Below are 24,039 nucleotides of genomic sequence, written 5' to 3'. Positions count from 1 at the left end.
AACACCGCCGGAATCGGACGTGACGGGGCACACATCGCGCATTCACAGCAGGAGAGTTGCGCCGAACGGGGTGAATGTGACGGTTAACGGCGTTTCGGGGGTGCGTAGTCTGTTCGCTGTGCAGACCAGACCGGGAACCGAGGCGCGCCACGGCGCGTCCTCGTCCTGGGTTGCGGTGCGCCCGTGGGCCCCAGCGGTTCCGGGCGCACTCGGGGGGACCAGAAGTCAACTGCCGCCTTCAGGCGCATCCGTCGCCTGCCCGAGGAGTAGCTGTTTCCCATGAGCGAGCACCGTCGTAAACCCCCGCAGGGGCGGGGCCGACGCGCGCGACAGCAGCCGCCGCCCGGCAGCCACGCGCCTCCGCCGAACCAACCGACCGCGCGGTCGTACGGTGCCGGCCCGGAGGGCATGGCTCCGCAGGGATACGGCGGGCACCGGCACGGCGGGTACGACGACACCGCCGTCGGCGGGCCCCGGCCGGGCGGGCGCGCGGAGGCACGCCGGGCGGCGCAGCGCGGTGGCCGCAGGCGGGCCGGGAACGCGGCGGCCGCGGGAGGCGCCGGCGGCGGGCGCGCCGCGGCCCGCGAGCGGGCCAGAGCGGCGGAGGCCACCGGGAAGAAGCGCTTCATCGACTACCCGCGCGCCGGGAAGTACGGCTGGCGCCGCTGGACGCCGTCGTGGAAGCAGTGGCTGGGCTCCTTCGTGGGCTTCGCGGGCCTCCTCATGGGCCTGGCCGGGGTGGCGTACGCCATGGTGGGCGTGCCCGACCAGGAGAACGCCGCGGCCACCTCCCAGCGCAACGTCTACTACTGGGCGGACGGCAGCAGGATGGTGAGCGCCGGCGGCGGCGTGAACCGTCAGAACGTCGGCCTCTCCCAGATCCCGATCGAACTGCAGAACGCCGCGATCTCCGCGGAGAACGAGACCTTCTACGAGGACTCCGGAGTCGATCCGAAGGGCATCGCGGCGGCAGCGTTCCGCATGGCCATGGGCGGCGACACCCAGTCCGGCTCCACGATCACCCAGCAGTTCGTGAAGAACACCTACCTGACGCAGGACCAGACCATCACCCGCAAGGTGAAGGAACTGCTGATCTCCATCAAGGTGGACTCCCAGCTCTCGAAGGAGGAGATCCTCGAGGGCTACTTCAACACGGCCTACTACGGGCGGAACGCCTACGGCATCCAGGCGGCGGCGCAGGCCTACTACCAGAAGGACGCCAAGGAGCTCACGCCGAGCGAGTGCGCCTTCATGGCGACGCTCCTCAACGCGCCGAACCTGTACGACCCGTACGGCGGCGAGGCGGGCGGCGCGCTCCAGTCCGCCAAGGCGAACACGGAGCGGGCCAAGAAGCGCTGGCGGTGGATCCTGGGCCGCGAGGTCGAGACCGGCGCGATGGAGGCCTCGCAGCGGGACAGGATCGTCAAGAAGGGCTTCCCCAAGCCGAAGCCGCCGCAGAAGTCGGCGGGCCTGGCGGGGCAGGTCGGCTACCTGGTCACCCTGGCGAAGAACAACATCCTCAGCGACCCGAACTCCACCATCACGGAGAACCAGCTCAACCGCGGCGGCCTGGAGATCCACACCACCTTCGACAAGCACAAGGTCAAGAAGCTCGAGGACATCGTCAAGAAGGTCCGGAAGGACAACCTCAAGCCGGAGGAACGGAAGAAGGACAAGTTCGTCCAGTTCGGGGGTGCCTCGGTGAAGCCCGGCGACGGCGCGATCGTCGCGATCTACGGCGGCGAGTCGGCCGTCACGCACTTCACCAACAACGCGGACTACACCGGCGCCGCCGTCGGGTCCACCTTCAAGCCGTACGTGATGGCCGCGGCCCTGCAGCACGGCCGCCGCGACCCCGACCTGGGCGAGGAGCAGAGCGACGCCGAACGCATCCCCGTCACCCAGAAGACGGTCTACGACGGCGACAGCGGCATCCCGCTCGTCACCTACGACGGCGAGAAGTGGCTGAACGAGAAGAACGAGGAGTGGCACCAGGTCAACGAGGGCGAGACGGACTACGGACCGATGACCCTGCGTGACGCCCTGGAGGTCTCCGCGAACACCCCGTTCATCCAGCTGGGTCTGGACGTCGGCCTGGACAAGGTCCGGCAGGCCGCGCTCGACGCCGGCCTGAACGAGAGCAGCCTGCCGGAGCACCCGGCCCCCTCGTTCTCGCTCGGCGTCTCCGCGCCCAGCGCGATCCGCATGGCGACGGGCTACGGCACCTTCGCCAACAACGGCGTGGAGACCGAGCCGTACTCCGTGACCGAGGTCCGCAGCGGCGCCGAGGTGCTCTACAAGCACGAGAAGGAGAGCAAGCGGGCCTTCGACTCCGACCTGGCCGCCACCATCACGGACATGCTCGTGAACGTCGTGGAGGGCGACAAGGGCACGGGCACCGTCGCCCAGGCCGTGGGCCGCCCGGTGGCCGGCAAGACCGGTACCACGGACGACAACAAGACCGCCTGGTTCACCGGCTACTCCCCGGAGCTGTCGACGTCGATCGGCATGTGGCGTTCGGACCCGGAGAACCCGGGCTTCCTCTCGATGTACGGCACGGGCGGCCTCTCCCAGATCCACGGCGCCTCGTTCCCGGCCGAGATCTGGACGGACTACATGACCGACGCGCTCCAGGACCTCCCGGCGTCCGAGTTCCCGGAGCCTCCACCCATCACCGAGGACGACGAGGACTGCGCGCACGGGTCCTGCCCGTCGCCGTCGCCGACCCCGTCGCCGTCGGTGACGCCCTCCCCGTCGGTGACGCCCTCGCCGTCGGTGACGCCCTCGCCGACCGAGGACTGCGGTCTGTTCGGCTGCCCCGATTCCGGCGGCAACTCGAACGGGACCGACGGCACCACGGACGGTACGACCGACGGCACCACGAGCACGCCGACGGACGGCACCACGGACGGTACGACCGACGGCACCGGGGGAGGCAACGGCAACGGCGGTGGCTGGTTCGGCGGCCCGACCTCCAGCTCGGGAGGCCGTACGGAACAGCAGTAGCCGTCGGGCGGGCGGCACCCGTGCAGGGCCCGGTCGGGGACAGCCCCGGCCGGGCCCTGACGCATGATGCGGCAGGATGTGCTGCATGACGACCGAGCACACCGGGCAGCGGCCGGAACCGCCCGCACAGGGTTCGACCACCACGCTCGTGCGGCCCACCCGGAGGGATGCGGTGGCCGCAGCGGGCAGCGAGCTGATCGGGGGCCCGAGCGGCCGGCACGCGGCGACCGGCCGCGGCTGGTGGCGCCCGGTACGGGTGGTCGTGCTGGTCGTGCTCGGGATGTTCGCGCTCGGGATGGTGCAGAAACTTCCCTGCTACGAGGGCGGTTGGTTCTTCGGGCAGACCTCGCAGTACGTGCACGCCTGCTACAGCGACATCCCGCACCTGTACAACGGGCGGGGCTTCGCGGACGGCCTGACTCCCTACGTCGACCGCATCCCGGAGGAGACCTCGGGAGGCATGGAGTACCTGGAGTACCCCGTGCTCACCGGGCTGTTCATGAAGGTCGCCGCATGGGCCACGCCCGGCACCGGCGACATCGTCGAACGGGAGCAGATCTACTGGCTGGTCAATGCCGGGATGCTGATGGTCTGTGCCGCCATCCTGGCCGTTTGCGTGTCCATGACACATCGGCGCCGCCCGTGGGACGCACTCCTGGTCGCCCTGGCCCCAGCCCTGGCCCTCAACGCGACCATCAACTGGGACCTGTTGGCGGTCTCCCTGACCGCCGTCGGCATGCTGCTGTGGTCGCGCGGCAGACCGCTGGGCGCGGGCGTCCTCCTCGGACTGGCCACCGCCGCCAAGCTGTACCCCGTGCTGCTGCTGGGGCCCCTGCTGGTGCTCTGCCTGCGCGCTGGCCGGCTGCGCTCCTTCGGTGCGGCGCTGGGAGGTGCGGTGCTCTCCTGGGCCGTCGTCAACGTACCCGTGATGGCCCTGACTCCGGAGGGCTGGTCGAAGTTCTACACCTTCAGCCAGGAACGCCATGTGGACTTCGGCTCCGTCTGGCTCATCCTCTCCCAGCGCAGCGAACTGACCCTGGACACCGGGACGGTGAACACCGCCGCCACCCTCCTCATGCTGGCCGGCTGCGCCGGAATCGCCCTGCTCGCCCTCCTCGCGCCCCGGCGGCCGCGGTTCGCCGCACTCGCCTTCCTGGTTCTGGCGCTCTTCGTCCTCACCAACAAGGTCTACTCACCCCAGTACGTGCTCTGGCTGATCCCGCTCGCCGCGCTGGCCCGGCCGAAATGGCGGGACTTCCTCGTGTGGCAGGGCTGCGAGGTGGCCTACTTCCTCGGGATCTGGATGTACCTGGCGTGGACGGGCAGCGGGGATGCCCACCAGGGCCTGCCCATGGAGGGATACCACCTGGCCATCCTCGTCCACGTCCTCGGCACGCTCTACCTCAGCGCCGTGATCGTGCGGGACATCCTCCTCCCCGAGCGCGACCCGGTCCGCCAGGACGGCTCGGACGACCCCTCCGGGGGCGTCCTCGACGGCACACCGGACCGCTGGGTGCTCCGGAGGCCGGGTCTCCGCTCCGACTCGGGCTCCAGCTCTGCGACCACCGTGGACTGGGGGACCCAACGGGCGACCTGAGGGCGGAGACGGTTTCACGTGAAACGTGTGTGAGGCTGGCCCCATGCCACTGGTCGGTGATCTTCGCACCCTGCTGCGCTTCCCCGGGTTCCGGCGCCTCCTCGCCGTGCGACTCCTCTCGCAGCTCGCCGACGGCATCTTCCAAGTCGCCCTCGCCACGCATGTGGTGTTCTCACCGCAGAACGAGACCTCGGCCGGTGCCATCGCCTCGGCGATGGCGATTCTACTGCTGCCCTACTCGCTCCTCGGGCCGTTCGCCGGCGTCCTGCTGGACCGGTGGCGCCGCCGCCAGGTCCTGCTGCTGGGCAATCTGCTCCGCGCCGTGATGGCCACGGCGACAGCCGCACTCCTCCTGACGGAGGCCGCGCCCTGGTTGTTCTACCTCGCGGCGCTGTCGGTCACCGCCGTGAACCGGTTCATCCTCGCGGGCCTCTCGGCCGCACTGCCGCGCGTGGTGGACGAGGAGCGCCTGGTGATCGGAAACTCCCTCTCACCGACCGCGGGCACAGTGGCAGCCACGGCAGGCGGAGGCATCGCGTTCCTGGTGCGCCTCGCCGTCTCCCCCGGCCCCGGAGCGGACGCCACCGTGGTACTCGTCGGCGCGATCACGTACCTGCTGGCCGGTCTGACCGCACTCCGCATGCACCGGGACCTGCTCGGCCCCGACACCGGCCGCACACCACCCCGCACGACTGCGGCCCTGCTGAGCACCGCACGCGGTCTGGTCGCAGGACTCCGGCACCTGGCACGGCGACGCGCCGCGGCCCGCGCGTTGACGGCGATGACGCTGATGCGCTTCTGCTACGGCGGGCTGACCGTCATGGTGCTCATGCTCGCGCGCTACGCGTGGACCGACCCCGCCGCACCGGCCGACCAGGGCATCCGCTGGCTCGGAGCAGCGGTGGCAGCGTCGGGGCTGGGCTTCCTCACTGCTGCCATCCTCACCCCCACAGTCGTGGGACGGCTCTCGGAGACGGCCTGGATGACGGTGTGCGCCGGGAGCGCGGCCGTGCTGGAGCCGGTACTGGGCCTGTCCTTCGCACCGGTGCCGCTGCTCCTCGCAGCCTTCGCGCTCGGCACGGCCACTCAGGGGTCGAAGATCGCCACGGACACCATCGTGCAGTCCGCGGTGGACGACGCCTACCGGGGGCGGGTGTTCGCGCTCTACGACATGCTCTTCAACGTGGCGTTCGTGGCAGCGGCCGGCGTGGCCGCGTTGGTGCTCCCGCCGGACGGCCGCTCCACCACACTGGTGGCCACCGTCGCCGGGGTGTACGCCCTGACCGCCTGGGGACTGGCACGCTTCCGGCGCGGATGAGCATCCTGCCACCGGCGCCACGCGGCCCCCTCCTCGCCGCACCAGGACCGCGCAAGCGTGCCTGTTTCACGTGAAACGGGGTTTCACGTGAAACACGCCCCGCCGCTCGCCGCCCCGGTTCCGACCCGGGTCGCCGTCCCGGGAGCGCCTCGGGTCAGTCCTGCGCGGACCACCATTCCTTGAGCGCCGCGATCGCCGCGTCCCGCTCCAGCGGCCCGTGTTCCAGGCGCAGCTCCAGGAGATGCCGGTACGCCTGCCCGACGACGGGTCCCGGGCGCACACCCAGCACCTCCATGATCTGGTTCCCGTCGAGATCCGGGCGGATGGCGTCCAGCTCCTCCTGCTCCTGGAGTCGCGCGATCCGCTCCTCGAGGCTGTCGTACGCCCGCGCCAGCGCGTTGGCCTTCCGCTTGTTCCGCGTGGTGCAGTCCGAACGCGTCAGCTTGTGCAACCGCCCCAGCAGCGGACCGGCGTCCCGGACGTACCGGCGCACCGCGGAGTCCGTCCACTCCCCGGCTCCGTAGCCGTGGAAGCGCAGGTGCAGCTCGACCAGCCGGGAGACATCCTTCACCGTCTCGCTCGGGTACTTGAGCGCGGCCAGGCGCTTCCTGGTCATCTTCGCTCCCACCACCTCGTGGTGGTGGAAGGAGACCCGACCGTCCTTCTCGAAGCGCCGAGTGCGCGGCTTCCCGATGTCGTGGAGGAGAGCGGCCAGCCGGAGCGTGAGGTCCGGCCCGTCCTCCTCCAGGTCCATGGCCTGCTCCAGCACGGTCAACGAGTGCTCGTAGACGTCCTTGTGCCGATGGTGCTCGTCGCGCTCCAGCCGCATCGCCGGCACCTCGGGAACCACCCGCTCCGCAAGGCCGGTCGCGACGAGCAGCCGCAGTCCCTTCCGCGGGGACGCCGACAGCACGAGCTTGTTGAACTCGTCGCGGACCCGCTCGGCGGAGACGATGTCGATCCGGTCCGCCATCGCCGTCATCGCCTCCACCACCTCGTCGGCAACCGTGAAGTCGAGCTGCGCCGCGAACCGGGCCGCGCGCATCATGCGCAGCGGATCGTCGGAGAACGAGTCCTCCGGAGCACCCGGGGTGCGCAGTTCGCGCCGGGCCAGGTCCTCCAGCCCGCCGTGCGGATCGACGAAGGACTTCTCCGGCAGCTCCACCGCCATCGCGTTGACCGTGAAGTCCCGCCGGGACAGGTCCTCCTCGATGGACTCGCCGTAGGAGACCTCCGGCTTCCGCGAGGTCCGGTCGTACGCCTCGGAGCGGTAGGTGGTGATCTCGATCTGGTAGCTGCCCTTCTTGCAGCCCACGGTGCCGAAGGCGATCCCGACGTCCCAGACGGCGTCCGCCCAGGGCCGCACCAGGGCGAGAACCTCCTCGGGCCGGGCATCGGTGGTGAAGTCGAGATCGTTGCCGAGACGCCCCAGCAACGCGTCCCGCACCGACCCTCCCACCAGGGCGAGCCGGTGGCCGGCCTGCTGGAAGCGACGGGCAAGATCGTCGGCGACGGAGGAGACGCGCAGCAACTCGCTCACGGCACGGCGCTGGACCTCGCTCAGTTCCTGCGCGGCGGGCGACGGGGTCTGCGGCATCTGCGGCACCTGCTGGGGGTCGGGGACGGAGTTCGGCACGACAGAACAGAGTACGTTGCCCCCGGTGGGGTGGCACCGGAGACCGTGGTGCGCCACCGGGCCCACGATGCGGGATGCGCGGCACTCGGCCGGGCGCGGCATCGTTACCATCTAAGACTCGTGGGCGATCACGGATCACGACAACGACGGGACGGACGAACGCGTGGCCGAGGCGGCTGAGAAGCAGGGCACCCGGACCCCTCGCACCCACCGCCTGCTGCGGCGGGTTGCAGTGGCGGCACTGGCCGTCACCCCCCTCCTCGGCGGGCTGCTGCCGAACGCCGCCGCGGCGGCACCCACCACCCCCACGGCTTCGGGCGGAGTGCCGCGCACCGCACCCGCAGCGCCGACCGGATCCCGCACCGTCGACGTCTCCGTCACCGAACTGACGCCGTCCGTGCCCGACGAGGAGGACACCCTCACCGTCTCCGGCACGGTGACCAACAACGGGCGGCAGCGGATCAGCCGCGGCGTCATCGATCTGCGGGTCGGGCCCACCGTCGACAGCCGCAGCGCTCTGCAGCAGGCCGCCGGACGCACCGGGTTCACACCCGGCATCGACCCGCCCGCCCTGGAGGACCACCACGCGAAGATCCCCGCACTCGGCCCCGGCATCACCCGGTCCTTCTCGCTGAAGGTCCCGGTGGCCGACCTGGGGCTGACCGGTGAGGGCGTGTACCAGCTCGGGGTCTCCTATTCGGGCTACACCCCCTCGCGCAACGACGAGCAGGTCCTCGGCATCCGGCGGACCTTCCTGCCCTGGCAGACCTCGCGGATGGCCAACCGCACCAGGATCAGCTTCCTGTGGCCACTGATCTCGTCCTCCCACCTCACCGCCCGCACCGAGGGCGACGAACGCCAGACCCCGATCTTCCGCAGCGACGACCTCGAAGAGGCGATCGCACCCGGCGGGCGCCTGGACCAGATGGTGTCGCTGGGAAGCGACCTCCCCGTCACCTGGGTCGTCGACCCCGACCTGCTGGCGAGCGTCGTCGCGATGACCGAGCGGTACGAGGTCCGCACCGACAACGGCCGGACCACTCCCGGCCGGGCGCAGGGACGCGCCCGGCAGTGGCTCCACGACCTGATCGAGGCCGTCGAGGACGACGAGATCGTGGCGCTGCCGTTCGCCGATCCGGACCTGGCCTCCCTGGCCCACCGCGGCGCCGAGGTCCCGGGGGCCCTCGACAGGCTCAGGTCGGCGACGGCGCTCAGCAAGGACACCGTCGAGAGCATCCTGCGCACCACACCGAGCACCGACTTCGCCTGGCCGGTGGACGGCGCGATCGACCGTTCCGTCGTCGACGTGGCGACCTCCGCCGGCGCCCATCACGTCATCGCCGGCAGCGACAGTTTCACCGACGCACGCACGCTGTCCTACACGCCGAACGCCGCCCGCCCCCTCCGCGGCGGCACCACCGCCGTCGTCGCGGACCGCGGGCTGGCGGAGGCCTTCGAGGGGGACCTGACGAGCGCCGGAGCAAGCACCGGGGCGGTGCAGGCGTACCTGGCCCACACGCTCGCGATCAGCCGGCAGACGCCCGGCCGGCAGCGGAACGTCCTGGTGGCCCCGGACCGGCAGCCCACGGTCTCGCAGGCGCACGCCATGGCAACCGCCATCGGGGCGCTCACCGACTCCGGCGCCTGGGCCGCACCCGCGGACCTCGCCGAGACCGCGAACGCCGAACCCGACCCCGCCGCGGACCGCACCGTCCCCGGCACCCGCGCCTATCCGCAGCGCCTGCGGGAGCGGGAGCTGCCCACCAGCGCCTTCCGGCAGATCCACGGCACGCAGCAGACCCTGGAGGACTTCGCCGAGGTCCTCGCCCAGCCCGACCGGCTGAAGTCTCCCGTCGGCACCGCCATCGCCCGCGCACTCTCCACCTCGTGGCGCCGGCACCCCCGAGCCGCGCAGGACTACCGCGAGCGCGTGCAGAACTATCTGGTCGGCCTCACCCGACAGGTGCAACTGATCGACAAGTCCGACCTCACCCTCTCCGGCCGCAGCGCGACGATCCCGATCACCGTGCAGAACAACCTGGCCCAGGAGGTGGACGGCCTCACGCTGCGTCTGACGTCCAGCCGCAGCATCGGTCTGCGCATCGAGGACCGGATGCAGCGGGTCGTGGTCGACGGCGGCCACAGCCAGTCGGTCAAGTTCGCGAGCACGGCCAAGGCGAACGGCCGCACCACCGTCACCGCCCAGCTCTACACCGACGACGGACGCAAGTACGGTGCGCCCGTGGAGTTCCAGGTGAAGGTCACCTCGATCACCTCCACCGTGCTGCTGGTGATCGCCGCCGGTGTGGGACTGGTACTCCTTGCCGGCATCCGGATGTACACCCAGCGCCGCAGGCGCGGCCCGGCACCCGATCCCGACGCGCCGCTGGAACCGTCCGGGGACGACGCACCGTCCCAGCAGCACGAGACCGAGCAGCCGGGTGAGCCGGAACAGGACGCCGATGACACCGTCGCGGAGAGCAGCGACCCGCAGGACCCGGGTGAGAAAGTGGACCGTTGAGCGATCCGGGCGAGCAGGGGCAGGGAAAGGAACCGATGAACGCGCCGTACGACGGTGAACGCGGGCACGACCCGCAGGGCGGCTCCCCGCAGGACGGCTGGTCCGGCATCGACGAGATCTTCGGCCCGAAGCCGCCGGAACCACAGCGGCCGCCGGAACCACAGGGACCGCCGGTGGCGCAGCAGTCGCCCGGCCCGCGACAGCGCGAGGCCCCGGCGCCGGATCCGGGCCCGGCCCGCAGCGACGCGTTCGCCCACCTCTACAGCGACCAGGACCGTCACCGGCCCCGTCCGGACGGGCCGCCACCCCGACGACCCGCCGGGAGCGGCGCCGCCCCCGGCGCCGACGAGTCCCCCGGCGACGAGTCCGACGCCGCGCCCACCCCGCAGCCCCAGCTGCCCCCGCTGCCGACCGACGCCCCCGAGGCCGCCTCCGGCCCCGCAGAAGGCGTCGAGGAGCGGGAACCGGTCGAGGAGCGCCCCGCGGCGGCTCCCCGGCCCGGCAAAGCCGCCGGTCTGCTGCGCTCCAGCGCCATCATGGCCGCGGGCACCATGGTGTCCCGACTCACCGGCTTCGTCCGCTCGGCACTGATCGTCGTCGCCCTCGGCACCACCCTCCTCGGCGACAGTTACCAGCTCGCCATCACCCTCCCCACGATGATCTACATCCTCACCGTGGGCGGCGGCCTGAACTCGGTCTTCGTGCCGCAGCTGGTCCGCGCCATGAAGAACGATCCGGACGGCGGCGAAGCGTACGCGAACCGCCTGCTGACGCTGGTCTCCGTGATCCTCGGCGGCCTGGCGCTGGCCTCCGTGCTCGCGGCACCGCTGCTGGTGCGGATGATGTCGGTCGAGATCGCCGACGACGCGCAGGCCAACGGCGTGGCGGTCACCTTCGTACGGTTCTGCATGCCGTCGATCTTCTTCATGGGCGTCCACGTCGTGATGGGCCAGATCCTGAACGCCCGCGGCCGCTTCGGCGCCATGATGTGGACGCCGGTGCTCAACAACCTCGTCATCATCTTCACCGTCGCGCTCTTCCTCGGCGTGTACGGCGCCGCGGACACCTCGGGCCTGGACGCCGACACGATCCCCCCGGAGGGCGTGCAGCTGCTGGGCGCCGGCACCCTGCTGGGACTCGTCGTGCAGGCCGTGGCGATGTTCCCCTACCTGCGGGCCACCGGCTTCCGGGTCCGCCCGCGGTTCGACTGGCGGGGCCACGGCCTCGGCAAGGCCGCCACACTCGCCAAGTGGACCGTGCTGTTCGTCCTCGCCAACCAGGCCGGCGTGCTGGTCGTCAGCCAGCTCTCCACCGCGGCCGGCGTGGCGGCCGTCCGCGACGGCGGGCACGCGGGCACCGGTTTCATCGCCTACTCCAACGCGCAGCTGATCTGGAACATGCCGCAGGCGATCATCACCGTCTCGGTGATGGCCGCCCTGCTGCCCCGGCTCTCCCGCTCCGCGCACGACGGCGACACCGGAGCGGTCCGCGACGACATCTCCCAGGGGCTGCGCAACTCGGCCGTCGCCATCGTTCCCATCGCCTTCGGCTTCCTGGCCCTCGGCGTCCCGATGTGCACCTTCATCTACGGCTCCGCGGGAACCGAGGGGGCGCGGTCCATGGGCTACATGCTGATGGCCTTCGGGCTGGGACTCATCCCGTTCTCCGTGCAGTACGTCGTCCTGCGTGCCTTCTACGCCTACGAGGACACCCGCACACCGTTCTACAACACGGTGATCGTCGCCACCGTCAACGCGCTGGCCTCCGCGCTGTGCTACCTGCTGCTGCCGGCCCGCTGGGCGGTCGTCGGCATGGCCGCGGTCTACGGCCTCGCCTACGTCATCGGCGTGGGGGTGGCCTGGCGCCGTCTGCGCCTCAAGCTCGGCGGCGATCTGGACGGCGCCCACGTGGTTCGCACCTACGCCCGTCTCATCGGGGCCAGTCTCCCCGCGACGCTGGCCGCGGGGGCGACCACCTACGGCATCACCCAGGCGCTGGGCAGCGGCTACCTCGGGTCCATCACCGCGCTGCTCACGGGAGGCATCGTGCTGGCTGCCGTCTTCGTTCTCGCGGCCCGGCGCATGCGCATCGCCGAGATGAACGCCGTGCTCGGCATGGTGCGGGCACGCCTCGGCAGGTGACCGACATGGACGCCGTTCCCCGGGGCACCCGTATACGCGACGCCCGAGGCGACCCTCGTGGACGCACCACACGTGTCGAGCACCACACTGACATGCAGGCACAATCATCGACGGGCTGATGGATGAAGATGCGGCTGCAACCGGATGGGGAGGCAGGAGCGACGGTGGCGGATGGGAGCACGGCGACCGTCGACGGGACCCGAGGAGAGGGCGCGTCGGCACCACCTTCCGAGCAGGCGCCGGGGGTCACGGACGACGGCAGAACCGAGGACGCACCGGCCGCTGAACAGCAGCCCGGGGACGGCACCGACGCCGCGGACCGCGCCGGAGAGCCGAACCGCGCCCCGGGAGGAATTCCCTGCCCGGAGCTGCACAGCGGGGACAAGCTGGCCGCGCGCTACCGTCTCGAGGAGTGCCTGACGCGGCTGGACGGATTCAGCAGCTGGCGCGCCGTCGACGAGAAGCTGCGACGTGCGGTCGGCGTGCACCTCCTCCCCGCGGACCACCCCCGTGCCCGGAACGTCCTGTCGGCGGCACGTTCCGCGGCCCTGCTGGGCGACCCCCGGTTCGTCCAGGTACTCGACGCGGTCGAGGAGAACGAGCTGGTCCACGTGGTGCACGAGTGGGTTCCGGACGGCATCACGCTCGCCGACCTGCTGGAGACCGGGCCGCTCGCCGCACACGAGGCGTACCAGCTGGTCGTCCAGCTCTCCCAGGCCCTCTCCGCGGCCCACCGGGAGGGGCTCGCCCACCTCCAGCTCTCACCCACCTCCGTGCTGCGCACCGCCTCCGGCCAGTACCGCATCCGGGGCCTCGCCGTCGGTGCGGCACTGCGCGGTGTCACCAGCGACCATCCGCAGCGGGACGACACCGAGGCGATCGGTGCCCTGCTGTACGCCGCTCTCACGCAGCGCTGGCCCTACCAGGAGGACGCCTTCGGGCTGCCCGGCATCGGCGCGCTCTCCGGCGGCTCCCCGATCGCCCCGGACCAGGTGCGCGCGGGGGTGCACCGAGGGCTGTCCGACCTCGCGATGCGGGCGCTCGTCAACCACGGAGCGACCGCCTCACGCGAGGAACAGCCGTGCGCCAACGTCGAGGATCTGGCGAAGGCCGTCGCGGCGCTCCCCCGCATCCGGCCCCCGGAGCAGGCGTACGCGGCTCCTCCCGCCTACCCCGGCTCCTCGGCAGGGCGTCCCGCGAGCGGGGCCCCGGGCGGTGCCGGAGGGCCGGTCACCGCCGTGGGCACGCCGCCGGCGCTTCCAGGACGTACCGGCCGCATGCTCAAGTGGGGCGTGTCGGCACTGTTGATCGCCGCCCTGGGACTGGGCAGCTGGCAGGTGTCCGAGTCGCTGCTGCGGAACGACGATTCCACGGACAACACGCCCGTGCAGCAGGCGGAGGCGCCGCAGAACGGGCAGGGGGGCGAGCCGCTCTCCATCGTCGACGCGGTGGCCATCGATCCGGAGGGCAACGGCTCCGAGAACCCGGAGACCGTGCCGCGGGCCTTCGACGACGACCCGGATTCCTTCTGGTACACGCAGAACTACTACGGCGATCCGCGGTTCGGCCGGTTGAAGCCCGGTGTAGGCCTCGTTCTCGACCTGGGGAAGGAACAGGCCGTCGGCGGCGTCACGGTCTCCTTCGAGGGACGCACCTCCGCCGAGCTGCTGGCGGCACCCGCTTCGACAAGCACCATGCCGACCTCCTACGACTCCTTCCGGAAGACCGCCGAGGCCACCGGCTCGGAGCTCGACTTCGCAGCAGGGGAGAGGCCGCTCACCACGCGTTACCTGCTGGTGTGGCTCACAGAGCTCCCGCAGGCGACCGACGGCAACTACCGTGGGCGCATCACGGAGATCCAGGTGTCGAGCTGACCGCATGACCGGAAGGCGTCGCACCGGGCCAGGTCTCAGGGCCGGCGGGAGGGGGCTCGACACAGTGCGGGACAGCAGCAGACGCCGGGAGGCGGCGACGCCGCCACCACTCGCCGAGGAGACCGACGCGGGGCTCCTGGCCCGTCACGTCGACGGTGATCCCGACGCGTTCGGAGAACTCGTACGGCGCCACCGCGACCGTCTCTGGGCCGTCGCGCTGCGCACGCTGGGCGAGCGGGAGGAGGCAGCGGACGCCGTCCAGGACGCCCTGGTCTCCGCCTACCGCGCCGCCCACACCTTCCGGGGCCGGTCCGCCGTCACGACCTGGCTGCACCGGATCACCGTCAATGCCTGCCTGGACCGCGCACGCAAGGCGTCCGCACGGCGCACGTCTCCGGTCGACGACACGGAGCGCCTGGAACACCTGCTGGATCCCCACGAGTCCGCGGAAGCACCGGCGGAACGGGCCGACCTCCACCGGCAGCTGCTCTCCGCCCTCGCGGAAATCGCTCCCGAGCAACGCGCCGCCCTCGTACTCGTCGACATGCAGGGGTATCCCGTCTCCGAGGCGGCCGACGTGCTCGGCGTGGCCGTGGGAACGGTCAAGAGCAGGTGCGCCCGCGGACGTGCCCGGCTGCTGCCGCTCCTCGGGCACCTACGGCCGGGCGGGGCGCCCGCCCAGGAGGGACAGAACCGCGGTGACGGGAACCCCGAGCGGGACGGATCCGTCCCATCGGCGAAGAGCGAGCGGCAGGACGCCGCCGGACCAGGTGCCGTGAAGGGCGGAGGTGGAACCGCATGACCCCCGAGGAGAGCCCTCGCGCCACCGACGACCACCCCGAGGTCGACGAACTCTCGGAGCTCGCAGAGGGCCTGCTGTCCGTCCCGCGGGCCCGCGAGGTGCGGACCCACCTCGCGGACTGCCTGCTGTGCACCGAGGTCCACCAGGCTCTGGAGGAGATCCGCGGGTCCCTCGGTACGCTGCCCGGCCCCGGGCGCATGCCCACCGATGTGGCCGGGCGCATCGATGCCGCCCTCTCCGCCGAAGCACTACTGGCGGCGCAGGACCCCGGCCCGGTTTCACGTGGAACGAGCCCCGAGGAACCGGTGACGGTTTCACGTGAAACCGGGCCTGCCCGTACCGCGCGCACCCCCCTGCCGACCACGTCAGGACCGCGCTCCCGCCGGCGTCCGGACAGCAACCGCCCGGGCGGGAAGGGGCCGGGTTCTCCCGACGGCAACCGCCCGTCGCCGCGACGAGGGCGGCGTGCCCGGGTCCTGCTCACCACCGCCGGCGTACTGGCGGCGCTGGGGCTCGGCGGCGGGCTGTTCCAGGCGCTGTCGTCGACCTCCCCGGACTCCTCGGCGGGGCGCACGGCTGCCCGGGAACAGTCGCAGGACAGCGCTCTCGGCAGCGAGGAGCTGGAGCACCGCGTGCAGGCGCTCCTCACACCCGAGCCCGCGCCCCGGAGCTCCCAGCCGGGCCTGCTGACGGACACCGGTCCGCCGGAGGGCACCCCACCGCAGGCCGGGAGTGCCGGAGCGATCCCCTCCTGCGTTCGGGCGGCCGTCGGCCGTCCGGAGGCGCCGCTGGCGGCCGAGCCCGCCCGCCGGTACGTCGGCCGCCCGTCCTATCTACTGGTGCTGCCGCACCCGGGGAACCCGCAGCGGGTCGATGCCTACGTGATCGACTCCGCCTGCACGAAGGACCCCGGGGGCGCCACGGGGAAGATCCTGGCGAAGCACAGTTTCACGAGGAACTGACGACGCCGGGCCGCGGACGTCGCGCGGTTCACTCCATGGCGGACGCCACGGGATGTGCCGTGTTCCACTGGCCCGGTGCGGGAATGTCTGCCCCCTAGGATCCGTTGGGTGGGGTGGAACCGCCCCACACGGAACACCGGACCGCCTCTCCGCCGGCGGCCCGGATCGCAGTCGGCAGACAAGGAAGGCTCTCGTGAGCGACGTCCGTAACGTGATCATCATCGGCTCCGGGCCGGCCGGGTACACCGCCGCGCTCTACACCGCCCGTGCGTCGCTGAACCCCCTGATCTTCGAGGGCTCGGTCACCTCCGGTGGCGCACTCATGAACACCACCGAGGTCGAGAACTACCCCGGCTTCCGCGACGGCATCATGGGCCCCGACCTCATGGACGAGATGCGCGCCCAGGCCGAACGCTTCGGCGCCGACCTCGTCGCCGACGACGTCACCGCAGTCGACCTCTCCGGCGAGATCAAGACCGTCACCGACTCCGCCGGCACGGTCCACCGCGCACGCACCGTCATCGTCGCCACCGGCTCCCAGCACCGCACCCTCGGCCTCCCGAACGAGGAAGAGCTCTCCGGCCGCGGCGTGTCCTACTGCGCCACCTGCGACGGCTTCTTCTTCCGCGACCAGGACATCGCCGTCGTCGGCGGCGGCGACACCGCCATGGAAGAGGCCACCTTCCTCTCCCGCTTCGCCAGGTCCGTCACCGTCGTCCACCGCCGCGACACCCTCCGCGCCTCCAAGGCCATGCAGGAACGCGCCTTCGCCGACGACAAGATCTCCTTCGCCTGGGACAGCGAGGTCCAGCAGATCCACGACACCGACGGCAAGCTCAGCAAGCTCACCCTGAAGAACACCCGGACCGGCGAGACCTCCGAACTCCCCGTCACCGGCCTGTTCGTCGCCATCGGCCACGACCCCCGCACCGAGCTCTTCCAGGGCGTCCTCGAACTCGACGAAGAGGGCTACCTCACCGTCGACTCCCCCTCCACCCGCACCAAGATCCCCGGCGTCTTCGCCGCGGGCGACGTCGTCGACCACACCTACCGCCAGGCCGTCACCGCAGCCGGCACCGGCTGCGCCGCCGCCCTCGACGCCGAACGCCACCTCGCCGCGCAGACCTCCGCGGCACCGGAGGCCGCGGCGGAACCCGAGAAGACCGCAGCGGTCTGATCCCCTCACCTCCCACCACCCACCGCGAGATCAAGGAAGAGGAGCAACCCATGGCCGGTGCCACCGTTACCGCGACCGACAGCAACTTCGACGAGGTCGTTCTCAAGAGCGACAAGCCCGTCCTGGTCGACTTCTGGGCAGCCTGGTGCGGCCCCTGCCGTCAGATCGCCCCGTCGCTCGAGGCCATCGCGGACGAGCACTCCGAGAAGCTCACCGTGGTCAAGCTCAACATCGACGAGAACCCGGGCGTGGCCGCCAAGTACGGCATCATGTCCATCCCGACGATGAACGTGTACCAGAGTGGCGAAGTCGTCAAGACGATCGTCGGTGCGAAGCCCAAGGCCGCGATCGAGCGGGACCTGGCCGACTTCATCGGCTGAAGCGCACCTCACGCAACGGCCGGGGCCGTTCCACCGACACCGTGGTGGAACGGCCCCGGCCGTTTCACGTGAAACCTGCCCGGCACCCCTGCCGCCGCCCAGGTCTCGCCGGACTACAGCGGGCGCAGCGCCGGCTCCTTCTGCACCGCACCCAGCAACTGGTCCAGCGCCCGTTCCATGTCCGCCTTCCAGGACACCGTGGAGCGCAGGTCCAGCCGCAGCCGGGGATGCAGCGGATGCGGACGTACGGTCTTGAAGCCCACCGCAAGCAGGTAGTCGGCGGGCAGCATGCACGCCGGTTCCTCCCACTGCGCGATGCCGAACGCCTCGATCGCCTTGAAGCCGCGGCGCAACACGTCCTTCGCGACTGTCTGCACCATCACCCGCCCGAGCCCCTGCCCCTGATATCCGGGCAGCAGCCGCGCGGTCATCAACTGCACGGCGTCCGGGGACACCGGAGACGTGGGGAAGGAGACGGACCGCGGGACATAGGCCGGCGGCGCATACAGCGCGAACCCCACCGGCCGGTCGTCCACATACACGACCCGGCCGCAGGACCCCCACTCCAACAGGACGGCGGAGATCCAGGCCTCCTTCTCCAGGTCCGGCCGCCCGGCCTTGGCTGCGGTCTCGCCGCTGACCGGGTCCAGCTCCCAGTAGACGCACCCGCGGCAGCGCTTCGGCAGGTCCGGGAGATTGTCCAGCGTGAGCGGAACAAGCTGACGCCCCATGGACACATCGTATCCATGGGTCGTCCGTCCGGCCCGGAATCAGCTCATCGGCTCGTCGTCCGCGCCGTCCTGCTCGTCGCGCTCGAGGTGCTGCTCCAGCACACGACCCTCACCGGGGGCGAACTGGCCGAGGATCCGCTCCAGATCCTCCATGGAGGCGAACTCCACGACGATCTTGCCCTTCCGCTGACCGAGATCGACCTTCACCCGGGTCTCGAACCGGTCCGAGAGGCGACCGGCCAGGTGCTCCAGCGCGGGGGAGACCCGCTTCCCCGCCCGGGGGCCCTTGGAGCGGGAGGAGGACTTCGTGTCGCTCCCCATGAGCGTCACGATCTCCTCGACCGCGCGCACGGACAGGCCCTCCGCCACGATGCGGTGTGCCAGCCGGTCCTGCTCACCACCGTCCTCCACGGACAGCAGGGCCCGGGCGTGCCCCGCGGACAGCACCCCGGCGGCGACCCGGCGCTGCACCGACGGCGAGAGCCGCAGCAGACGCAGCGTGTTGGACACCTGCGGGCGGGAGCGGCCGATCCGGTCGGCCAACTGGTCGTGCGTGCACTCGAAGTCCCGCAGCAGCTGGTCGTACGCCGCCGCCTCCTCCAAGGGGTTGAGCTGCGCCCGGTGCAGGTTCTCCAGGAGCGCGTCCAGCAGCAGCTTCTCGTCCTCGGTGGCGCGGACGATCGCCGGGATCGCCTCCAGGCCCGCCTCGCGGCAGGCCCGCCACCGGCGCTCCCCCATGATGAGTTCGTAGCGCTCCGGCCCGAGCTGCCGGACCACGACCGGCTGAAGCAGCCCGACCTCCCGAATGGAGGTGACCAGCTCCGCCAGCGCGTCCTCGTCGAACACCTCGCGGGGCTGCCGGGGGTTCGGTGTGATGGCCTCCAGCGGGATCTCGGCGAAGTGGGCACCGGCGGGTACGCCCTCCACGCCGTGCTCGCCGGCCGTCGCCGTCGCGGCCTCTGCGGCCCCGGGGTCCGGGAAGTCCACCGCCTCCTCGACATCCGGCAGCTCCGCGACCCGGGCGGCGGCGACCCCGCGGTCGGAGGGCAGCACCGGTACCGCGGTCGGTGAGGTCGCGCCGTTCCCGGTGACGGTCGGACGTTCGGTGGGCTCCCCTCCCTGCGGGGCAGCCGGAATCAGGGCGCCCAGCCCCCGGCCCAGTCCTCTGCGTCGATCACTCACTGCGTCCCCTCCGCCATGCCGTGCTGTGCTGACTGGTCCTGCTGCGCCTGCGGGTCCCGCAGGGCGATTTCCTTGGCCGCTTCGAGGTAGGAGAGCGAACCGCTGGAGCCGGGATCGTACGTGAGCACCGTCTGCCCGTAGCTGGGAGCTTCGGAAATGCGCACCGACCTCGGGATGTTCGTCCGCAGCACTTCTTTCCCGAAGTGGCTGCGCACTTCCTCGGCCACCTGCGAGGCCAGCCGAGTACGACCGTCGTACATGGTGAGGAGAATCGTGGAGACGTGCAGCTTCGGATTCAGGTGACCCCGTACGAGTTCCACATTGCGCAGAAGCTGACCCAGCCCCTCCAGGGCGTAGTACTCGCACTGGATCGGGATGACGACCTCGGCGCCGGCCACCAGCGCGTTGACGGTCAGCAGCCCGAGGGACGGCGGACAGTCGATCAGCACGTAGTCCAAGGGCTGCTCGTACGACGTCAGAGCCCGCTGCAGGCGGCTCTCCCGGGCCACCAGCGACACCAACTCGATCTCCGCACCGGCGAGATCGATGGTCGCGGGAGCGCAGAAGAGCCCCTCGATGTCGGGGACCGGCTGCACCACCTCCGACAACGGCTTGCTCTCCACCAGAACGTCGTAGATGGACGGCACTTCGGAGTGGTGGTCGACGCCCAGCGCCGTCGACGCGTTGCCCTGCGGGTCCAGGTCCACCACCAGGACACGCGCGCCGTGCAGCGCCAAGGAAGCCGCCAGGTTCACCGTGGTCGTCGTCTTTCCGACGCCACCCTTCTGGTTCGCTACGACCATCACGCGCGTCTGCTCCGGACGGGGCAGGCCCTCTCCGGCGCGGTTCATGGCCTCCACCGCCTGCTGCGCCGCACGCCCGACGGGAGCGCTGGTGTCCCGCTCGTACCCGGAGGACGTGTCCATCGGCGGCGGCGTTTCACGTGAAACGTCTCTGGACTCGGTACGGGGACCTGGGACCGGGTCGGTCACCGGCCCCGCGAGGTTGGCGTCGGACCGCAACGGTTCACTCTCCTCGGCAGTACCTTTTCGAGTTTCACAGCCTGCCATGTCCACCGGCTCGTGAACCAGCGAGCCCCGCTCAGTTGTGGACGAATTCGACGAGGAACGCGACTCGCGCGGAGCGGCCCCGGAGCCTTCCCCTTGGGGCCTGCGGTCGCGTGGAGTGGCCGCCGCGCGGCCACGACTGATGATTCCCTGCAACAGCGAGCGTCGTTTCACGTGAAACACGATGTCGCCGCAGTCGGCAACGACTGCGGCGACACTCCGCTATGCGGCGACGCGAACGCTTCTATGGCGTAACGGGCGTCAGGTCCTCATCGTCGTCGCCGATTGCCGCGACGCCGACTCCGGGCTGCTCGAGCACGCTTGGCGGCGAACCGGACACCGCCGGGGCTCTCGCCGACCTCTGCCCGCACCACAGTGGAGGGCGGATCCACGACGCCCTCGCCGACCTGCTCCACCGTGGCCCCGACGACACTCAGTTTCTGGAGCGCCGCCCGCGCGCTCTTCAGCTCCTCCGCCGCCGTGTCCCCCTTGAGCGCGAGCATCTCGCCGTAGGGACGCAGCAGCGGAACCCCCCAGCCGGCCAACCGGTCGAGCGGCGCCACGGCCCGGGCCGTCACCACATGGACCGGGGGCAGCGTGCCCAGGACCTCCTCGGCACGCCCCCGCACCACGGTCACGTGGTCCAGGCCCAGCAGCTCGACGACCTCCTGGAGGAACGTCGTCCGGCGGAGCAACGGCTCCAGCAGAGTGATCCGCAGGTCCGGACGGACCAGTGCCAACGGGATACCGGGCAACCCGGCCCCGGAGCCCACGTCGCAGACCGTCACGCCGTCCGGCACGATCTCCGACAGCACCGCGCAGTTCAGCAGGTGGCGCTCCCAGAGCCTGGGCACCTCCCGCGGACCGATCAGCCCGCGGCGCACACCGGCATCCGCGAGCAGCTCGGCGTACCGCACCACATCGGGGAGGCGGTCCCCGAAGTACTTCCGTGCCGCCTCCGGAGCCTCGTCCAGCTCCCCCGCCTCGGCCGGCCGCTCACTCACGGCAGCACGACCACGCAGCGCTGTGGTTCCTCGCCCTCGGACTCGCTCCGCAGCCCCGCGGCGGCGACAGCGTCGTGCACGACCTTGCGCTCGAAGGGCGTCATCGGGCGGAGCTTGACGGCCTCCCCCGAGCCCTTGGCGTCCTCGGCCGCCTTGGTGCCGAGCTCCGTCAGCTCCTCGCGCTTGCGGGCGCGGAACCCGGCGACATCCAGCATCAGCCGGCTCCGGTCACCGGTCTCGCGGTGCACGGCCAGCCGCGTCAGCTCCTGCAGCGCCTCCAGCACCTCGCCGTCGCGGCCCACGAGCTTCTGCAGATCCCGCGGGGAACCCTCGCCCACGATGGACACGGCCGCCCGGTCGGCCTCCACGTCCATGTCGATGTCACCGTCCAGGTCGGCGATGTCCAGCAGACCCTCGAGGTAGTCGGCCGCGATCTCCCCTTCCTGTTCCAGGCGGGTCATCGTGTCGGTGCCCTCTGCGGCGGTCGCATCCGTCACTGATGGACTCCTTCTACTTCTTGGTCTTGGCGGACTGGGGCTTCTTCTTGCCGTGCGCCTGCTGCTTGCCGTGGCTGCTCCGGCCGTTCTGCTCGCCGACGGACTTCCGCTCTGCGCCTGCGGTCTTCTGCGCATCGGAGTCGGCGGACTTCTGAGGCGTGTGCTGGGCGCCGGCGGCACGCTGGGCCTTGGTCTGGCGCTTCGGCTGGGTCCGCCGGGCACGGGCCTCGTGCGCTGCCTGCTTCGCCTCGACCTCGGCCGGGTCCTCCTTCAGCTTGCCCTTGGCCCGCAGCTTCTCCTGACGCTGCTGGAAGGCCAGGCTTCCGGGCGTCGGGTTGCGCTTGATCACGTACATCTGCTGGCCGAGGGTCCACACGTTGGTGGTCAGCCAGTACACCAGGACACCGACGGGGAAGTTGATGCCGAAGACGGCGAAGATGACCGGGAAGACGTACATCAGCATCTTCTGCTGCTGCATGAACGGGGTCTTCGCCGTCAGGTCCACGTTCTTCGTCATCAGCTGGCGCTGGGTGAAGAACTGCGAGGCCGACATCATGAGGATCATGACGACCGTGACGACCCGGACGTCCGCCAGGTTCGCGCCGAGCTCCTGCAGCTCGGCAGCGCTGTCCATGAAGGTCGCGGCGATGGGCGCACCGAAGATCTTCGCCTCGCGAGCGCTGTCGACCAGGTCCTGGTTCAGGACACCGACCGGGGTGTCGTTGGCGATGCGGTTGAGCACCTGGTAGAGCGTGATGAAGAACGGCGACTGCGCCAGAATGGGCAGGCAGCTGGAGAGCGGGTTGGTACCCGTCTCCTTGTACAGCTTCATCATCTCTTCGGACTGGCGCTGCTTGTCGTTCTTGTACCGCTCCTGGATCGCCTTCATCCGGGGCTGGAGCGCCTGCATGTTCCGGGTCGACTTGATCTGCTTGACGAACAGCGGGATCAGCGCGATCCGGATCACGATCACCAGCGAGACGATGGACAGCCCCCAGGCCCATCCGCTGCTCTCGCCGAACGGGATGCTGTACAGCTTGTGGAACTGGACGATGATCCAGGAAACAGCGGTATAGAGAGGACCGAGGATCGAGTCGATCGTGTCCACGAATCAGGCTCCTTGGGCATGGGACGGGGCACGGTGCTGGTGCCAGCGGTTCCGCAACCACTGGTGCCACACCGGACGCTTGCGGGCGGGAACATGGTCGACTCCACCGGGGGACCACGGATTGCAGCGCAGGATGCGCCATGCGGTGAGCGCGGTCCCCTTCACCGCCCCGTGCCGGTCGATCGCGGTGTACCCGTAGTGCGAGCAGGAGGGGTAGTACCGGCAGACCGGCCCGAGGAGCGGGCTCACGGTCCACTGGTAGACCTTGATCAGAAACAGCAGCGGATACTTCACGGTGCGACTCCCAGCAGCCGCTGCAACGCGGTGTCCAGGTCGCGGGCCAGCTTCCCGTGGTCCGCCTCGCCGGCACCGGGCAGCGCGCGTACCACCACCAGGCTACCTTCGGGGAACGCACCGAGACGCTCCCGCACCAGGTGACGCAACCGGCGCTTCACCAGGTTCCGGACGACCGCACCGCCGACGGCCTTGCTCACGACAAAACCCGCACGGGCCGGGGGAGCGTTCCCCCCGGACGCGTGCGGGTCACTGTCACGACGACCGCGGTACAGGTGCACGACGAGGAGCGGACGGCCGGCCCGGCGTCCCCGCCGGACTGCGGTCGAGAAGTCCTCGCGCCGCCTCAGCCGGTGTTCGGTGGGCAGCACGACATGACCTGTGGGTAGGGCTTCAGGCCGACAGGCGGGCGCGGCCCTTGCTGCGCCGGTTGGCCACGATGGCACGGCCGGCACGGGTCCGCATGCGCAGCCGGAAGCCGTGGGTCTTCGCGCGGCGGCGGTTGTTCGGCTGGAAGGTGCGCTTGCTCACTCGGGGGCTCCAGGGATACTTGAGTCTCTGCGAGACGGTGTGGGGCGCCGACCGGCTGTCACCGTGCGCCCACGAGTAGCTCGCAACGCCCGAGTGTGCACCGCTTCATCATGCCCATCGGAGGCAGGCGGCAGCAGCCGTCGACAACTCGACCTCGACACGGTACGCGCGGCGCTGCCCCCCGGTCAAACCAGCACCCTTCCCCGCCGGG

20 protein-coding genes are annotated in these 24,039 nt (G+C 70.9%); 10 read left to right on the top strand and 10 right to left on the bottom strand.

All coding sequences use genetic code 11. The features are described 5' to 3' along the window. Nucleotides 1–279: 279 nt before the first annotated feature. The 3 genes from ACL06G_RS01260 (at nt 280) to ACL06G_RS01250 (ending at nt 5,921) form a co-directional block, all read left to right on the top strand. Nucleotides 280–3,006 (top strand): transglycosylase domain-containing protein, encoded by a 2,727-nt coding sequence (locus tag ACL06G_RS01260; RefSeq protein ID WP_412784696.1) that lies wholly within the window; start codon nt 280–282, stop codon nt 3,004–3,006. 85 nt (nt 3,007–3,091) lie between these two features. Beyond that, nucleotides 3,092–4,603: a glycosyltransferase family 87 protein gene (locus tag ACL06G_RS01255; RefSeq protein WP_412835206.1), complete on the top strand. Its 1,512-nt coding sequence runs from the start codon at nt 3,092–3,094 to the stop codon at nt 4,601–4,603. Nucleotides 4,604–4,646: 43 nt separating this feature from the next. Further along, nucleotides 4,647–5,921, top strand: coding sequence for an MFS transporter (locus ACL06G_RS01250; protein ID WP_412784698.1), 1,275 nt, complete (start codon nt 4,647–4,649; stop codon nt 5,919–5,921). A gap of 154 nt (nt 5,922–6,075) precedes the next feature. Here the strand turns inward: ACL06G_RS01250 and ACL06G_RS01245 are convergent, their stop codons facing one another. Then, entirely contained in the window at nt 6,076–7,518 is a 1,443-nt protein-coding gene (locus ACL06G_RS01245) for a CCA tRNA nucleotidyltransferase (protein ID WP_412835246.1), read from the bottom strand. Nucleotides 7,519–7,720: 202 nt separating this feature from the next. Between ACL06G_RS01245 and ACL06G_RS01240 the strand changes: the two genes are divergently transcribed. From ACL06G_RS01240 to trxA, 7 genes are all read left to right on the top strand, one after another. Next, on the top strand, nt 7,721–10,078 hold the full coding sequence (locus ACL06G_RS01240) for a DUF6049 family protein (RefSeq protein ID WP_412835205.1): 2,358 nt from the start codon (nt 7,721–7,723) through the stop codon (nt 10,076–10,078). 35 nt (nt 10,079–10,113) lie between these two features. Next, entirely contained in the window at nt 10,114–12,219 is a 2,106-nt protein-coding gene (murJ, locus tag ACL06G_RS01235) for a murein biosynthesis integral membrane protein MurJ (protein WP_412835245.1), read from the top strand. Between the two features lie 164 nt (nt 12,220–12,383). Then, nucleotides 12,384–14,093 (top strand): protein kinase family protein, encoded by a 1,710-nt coding sequence (locus ACL06G_RS01230; RefSeq protein WP_412835204.1) that lies wholly within the window; start codon nt 12,384–12,386, stop codon nt 14,091–14,093. A gap of 64 nt (nt 14,094–14,157) precedes the next feature. Continuing rightward, nucleotides 14,158–14,895, top strand: a complete 738-nt coding sequence (gene sigM / locus ACL06G_RS01225) for an RNA polymerase sigma factor SigM (protein WP_412784701.1) — start codon at nt 14,158–14,160, stop codon at nt 14,893–14,895. Further along, entirely contained in the window at nt 14,892–15,857 is a 966-nt protein-coding gene (locus ACL06G_RS01220) for an RsmA family anti-sigma factor (protein WP_412835203.1), read from the top strand. Before sigM ends, ACL06G_RS01220 begins: the two co-directional genes overlap by 4 nt. Nucleotides 15,858–16,050: 193 nt before the next feature. Then, the gene (gene trxB, locus ACL06G_RS01215) at nt 16,051–17,034 is read left to right on the top strand and encodes a thioredoxin-disulfide reductase (RefSeq protein WP_412835202.1); all 984 of its coding nucleotides are present in this window, start codon (nt 16,051–16,053) and stop codon (nt 17,032–17,034) included. 50 nt (nt 17,035–17,084) lie between these two features. Next, nucleotides 17,085–17,414 carry a thioredoxin gene (trxA, locus tag ACL06G_RS01210; protein ID WP_412835201.1) on the top strand — a complete coding sequence of 110 codons (330 nt, stop codon included), beginning with the start codon at nt 17,085–17,087 and terminating at the stop codon, nt 17,412–17,414. 113 nt (nt 17,415–17,527) lie between these two features. Here trxA and ACL06G_RS01205 read toward each other — a convergent pair whose 3' ends face one another. From ACL06G_RS01205 to rpmH, 9 genes are all read right to left on the bottom strand, one after another. After that, nucleotides 17,528–18,145: a GNAT family N-acetyltransferase gene (locus ACL06G_RS01205; protein WP_412784705.1), complete on the bottom strand. Its 618-nt coding sequence runs from the start codon at nt 18,143–18,145 to the stop codon at nt 17,528–17,530. 39 nt (nt 18,146–18,184) lie between these two features. After that, nucleotides 18,185–19,327, bottom strand: coding sequence for a ParB/RepB/Spo0J family partition protein (locus ACL06G_RS01200; RefSeq protein ID WP_412784706.1), 1,143 nt, complete (start codon nt 19,325–19,327; stop codon nt 18,185–18,187). Then, nucleotides 19,324–20,397, bottom strand: coding sequence for a ParA family protein (locus tag ACL06G_RS01195; protein ID WP_412784707.1), 1,074 nt, complete (start codon nt 20,395–20,397; stop codon nt 19,324–19,326). The genes ACL06G_RS01200 and ACL06G_RS01195 overlap by 4 nt, the downstream gene beginning before the upstream one ends. A 266-nt stretch (nt 20,398–20,663) precedes the next feature. Continuing rightward, the gene (gene rsmG / locus ACL06G_RS01190; RefSeq protein WP_412835200.1) at nt 20,664–21,398 is read right to left on the bottom strand and encodes a 16S rRNA (guanine(527)-N(7))-methyltransferase RsmG; all 735 of its coding nucleotides are present in this window, start codon (nt 21,396–21,398) and stop codon (nt 20,664–20,666) included. After that, on the bottom strand, nt 21,395–21,859 hold the full coding sequence (locus tag ACL06G_RS01185) for a Jag family protein (protein ID WP_412784897.1): 465 nt from the start codon (nt 21,857–21,859) through the stop codon (nt 21,395–21,397). The genes rsmG and ACL06G_RS01185 overlap by 4 nt, the downstream gene beginning before the upstream one ends. 49 nt (nt 21,860–21,908) lie before the next feature. Next, nucleotides 21,909–22,994, bottom strand: coding sequence for a membrane protein insertase YidC (gene yidC, locus ACL06G_RS01180; RefSeq protein ID WP_412835244.1), 1,086 nt, complete (start codon nt 22,992–22,994; stop codon nt 21,909–21,911). Between the two features lie 12 nt (nt 22,995–23,006). After that, nucleotides 23,007–23,297 (bottom strand): membrane protein insertion efficiency factor YidD, encoded by a 291-nt coding sequence (gene yidD, locus ACL06G_RS01175; RefSeq protein ID WP_412835199.1) that lies wholly within the window; start codon nt 23,295–23,297, stop codon nt 23,007–23,009. Continuing rightward, nucleotides 23,294–23,668, bottom strand: a complete 375-nt coding sequence (rnpA, locus tag ACL06G_RS01170) for a ribonuclease P protein component (RefSeq protein WP_412784710.1) — start codon at nt 23,666–23,668, stop codon at nt 23,294–23,296. The genes yidD and rnpA overlap by 4 nt, the downstream gene beginning before the upstream one ends. A gap of 22 nt (nt 23,669–23,690) precedes the next feature. Beyond that, nucleotides 23,691–23,828: a 50S ribosomal protein L34 gene (gene rpmH / locus ACL06G_RS01165; RefSeq protein WP_016906158.1), complete on the bottom strand. Its 138-nt coding sequence runs from the start codon at nt 23,826–23,828 to the stop codon at nt 23,691–23,693. Between the last annotated feature and the right edge of the window lie 211 nt (nt 23,829–24,039).

Source organism: Streptomyces callyspongiae (genome assembly GCF_047200695.1).
Taxonomy (GTDB): Bacteria; Actinomycetota; Actinomycetes; order Streptomycetales; family Streptomycetaceae; genus Streptomyces.
Note: the sequence above shows the minus strand (reverse complement) of the source record. Positions and strands in the feature narration are given on the sequence as shown.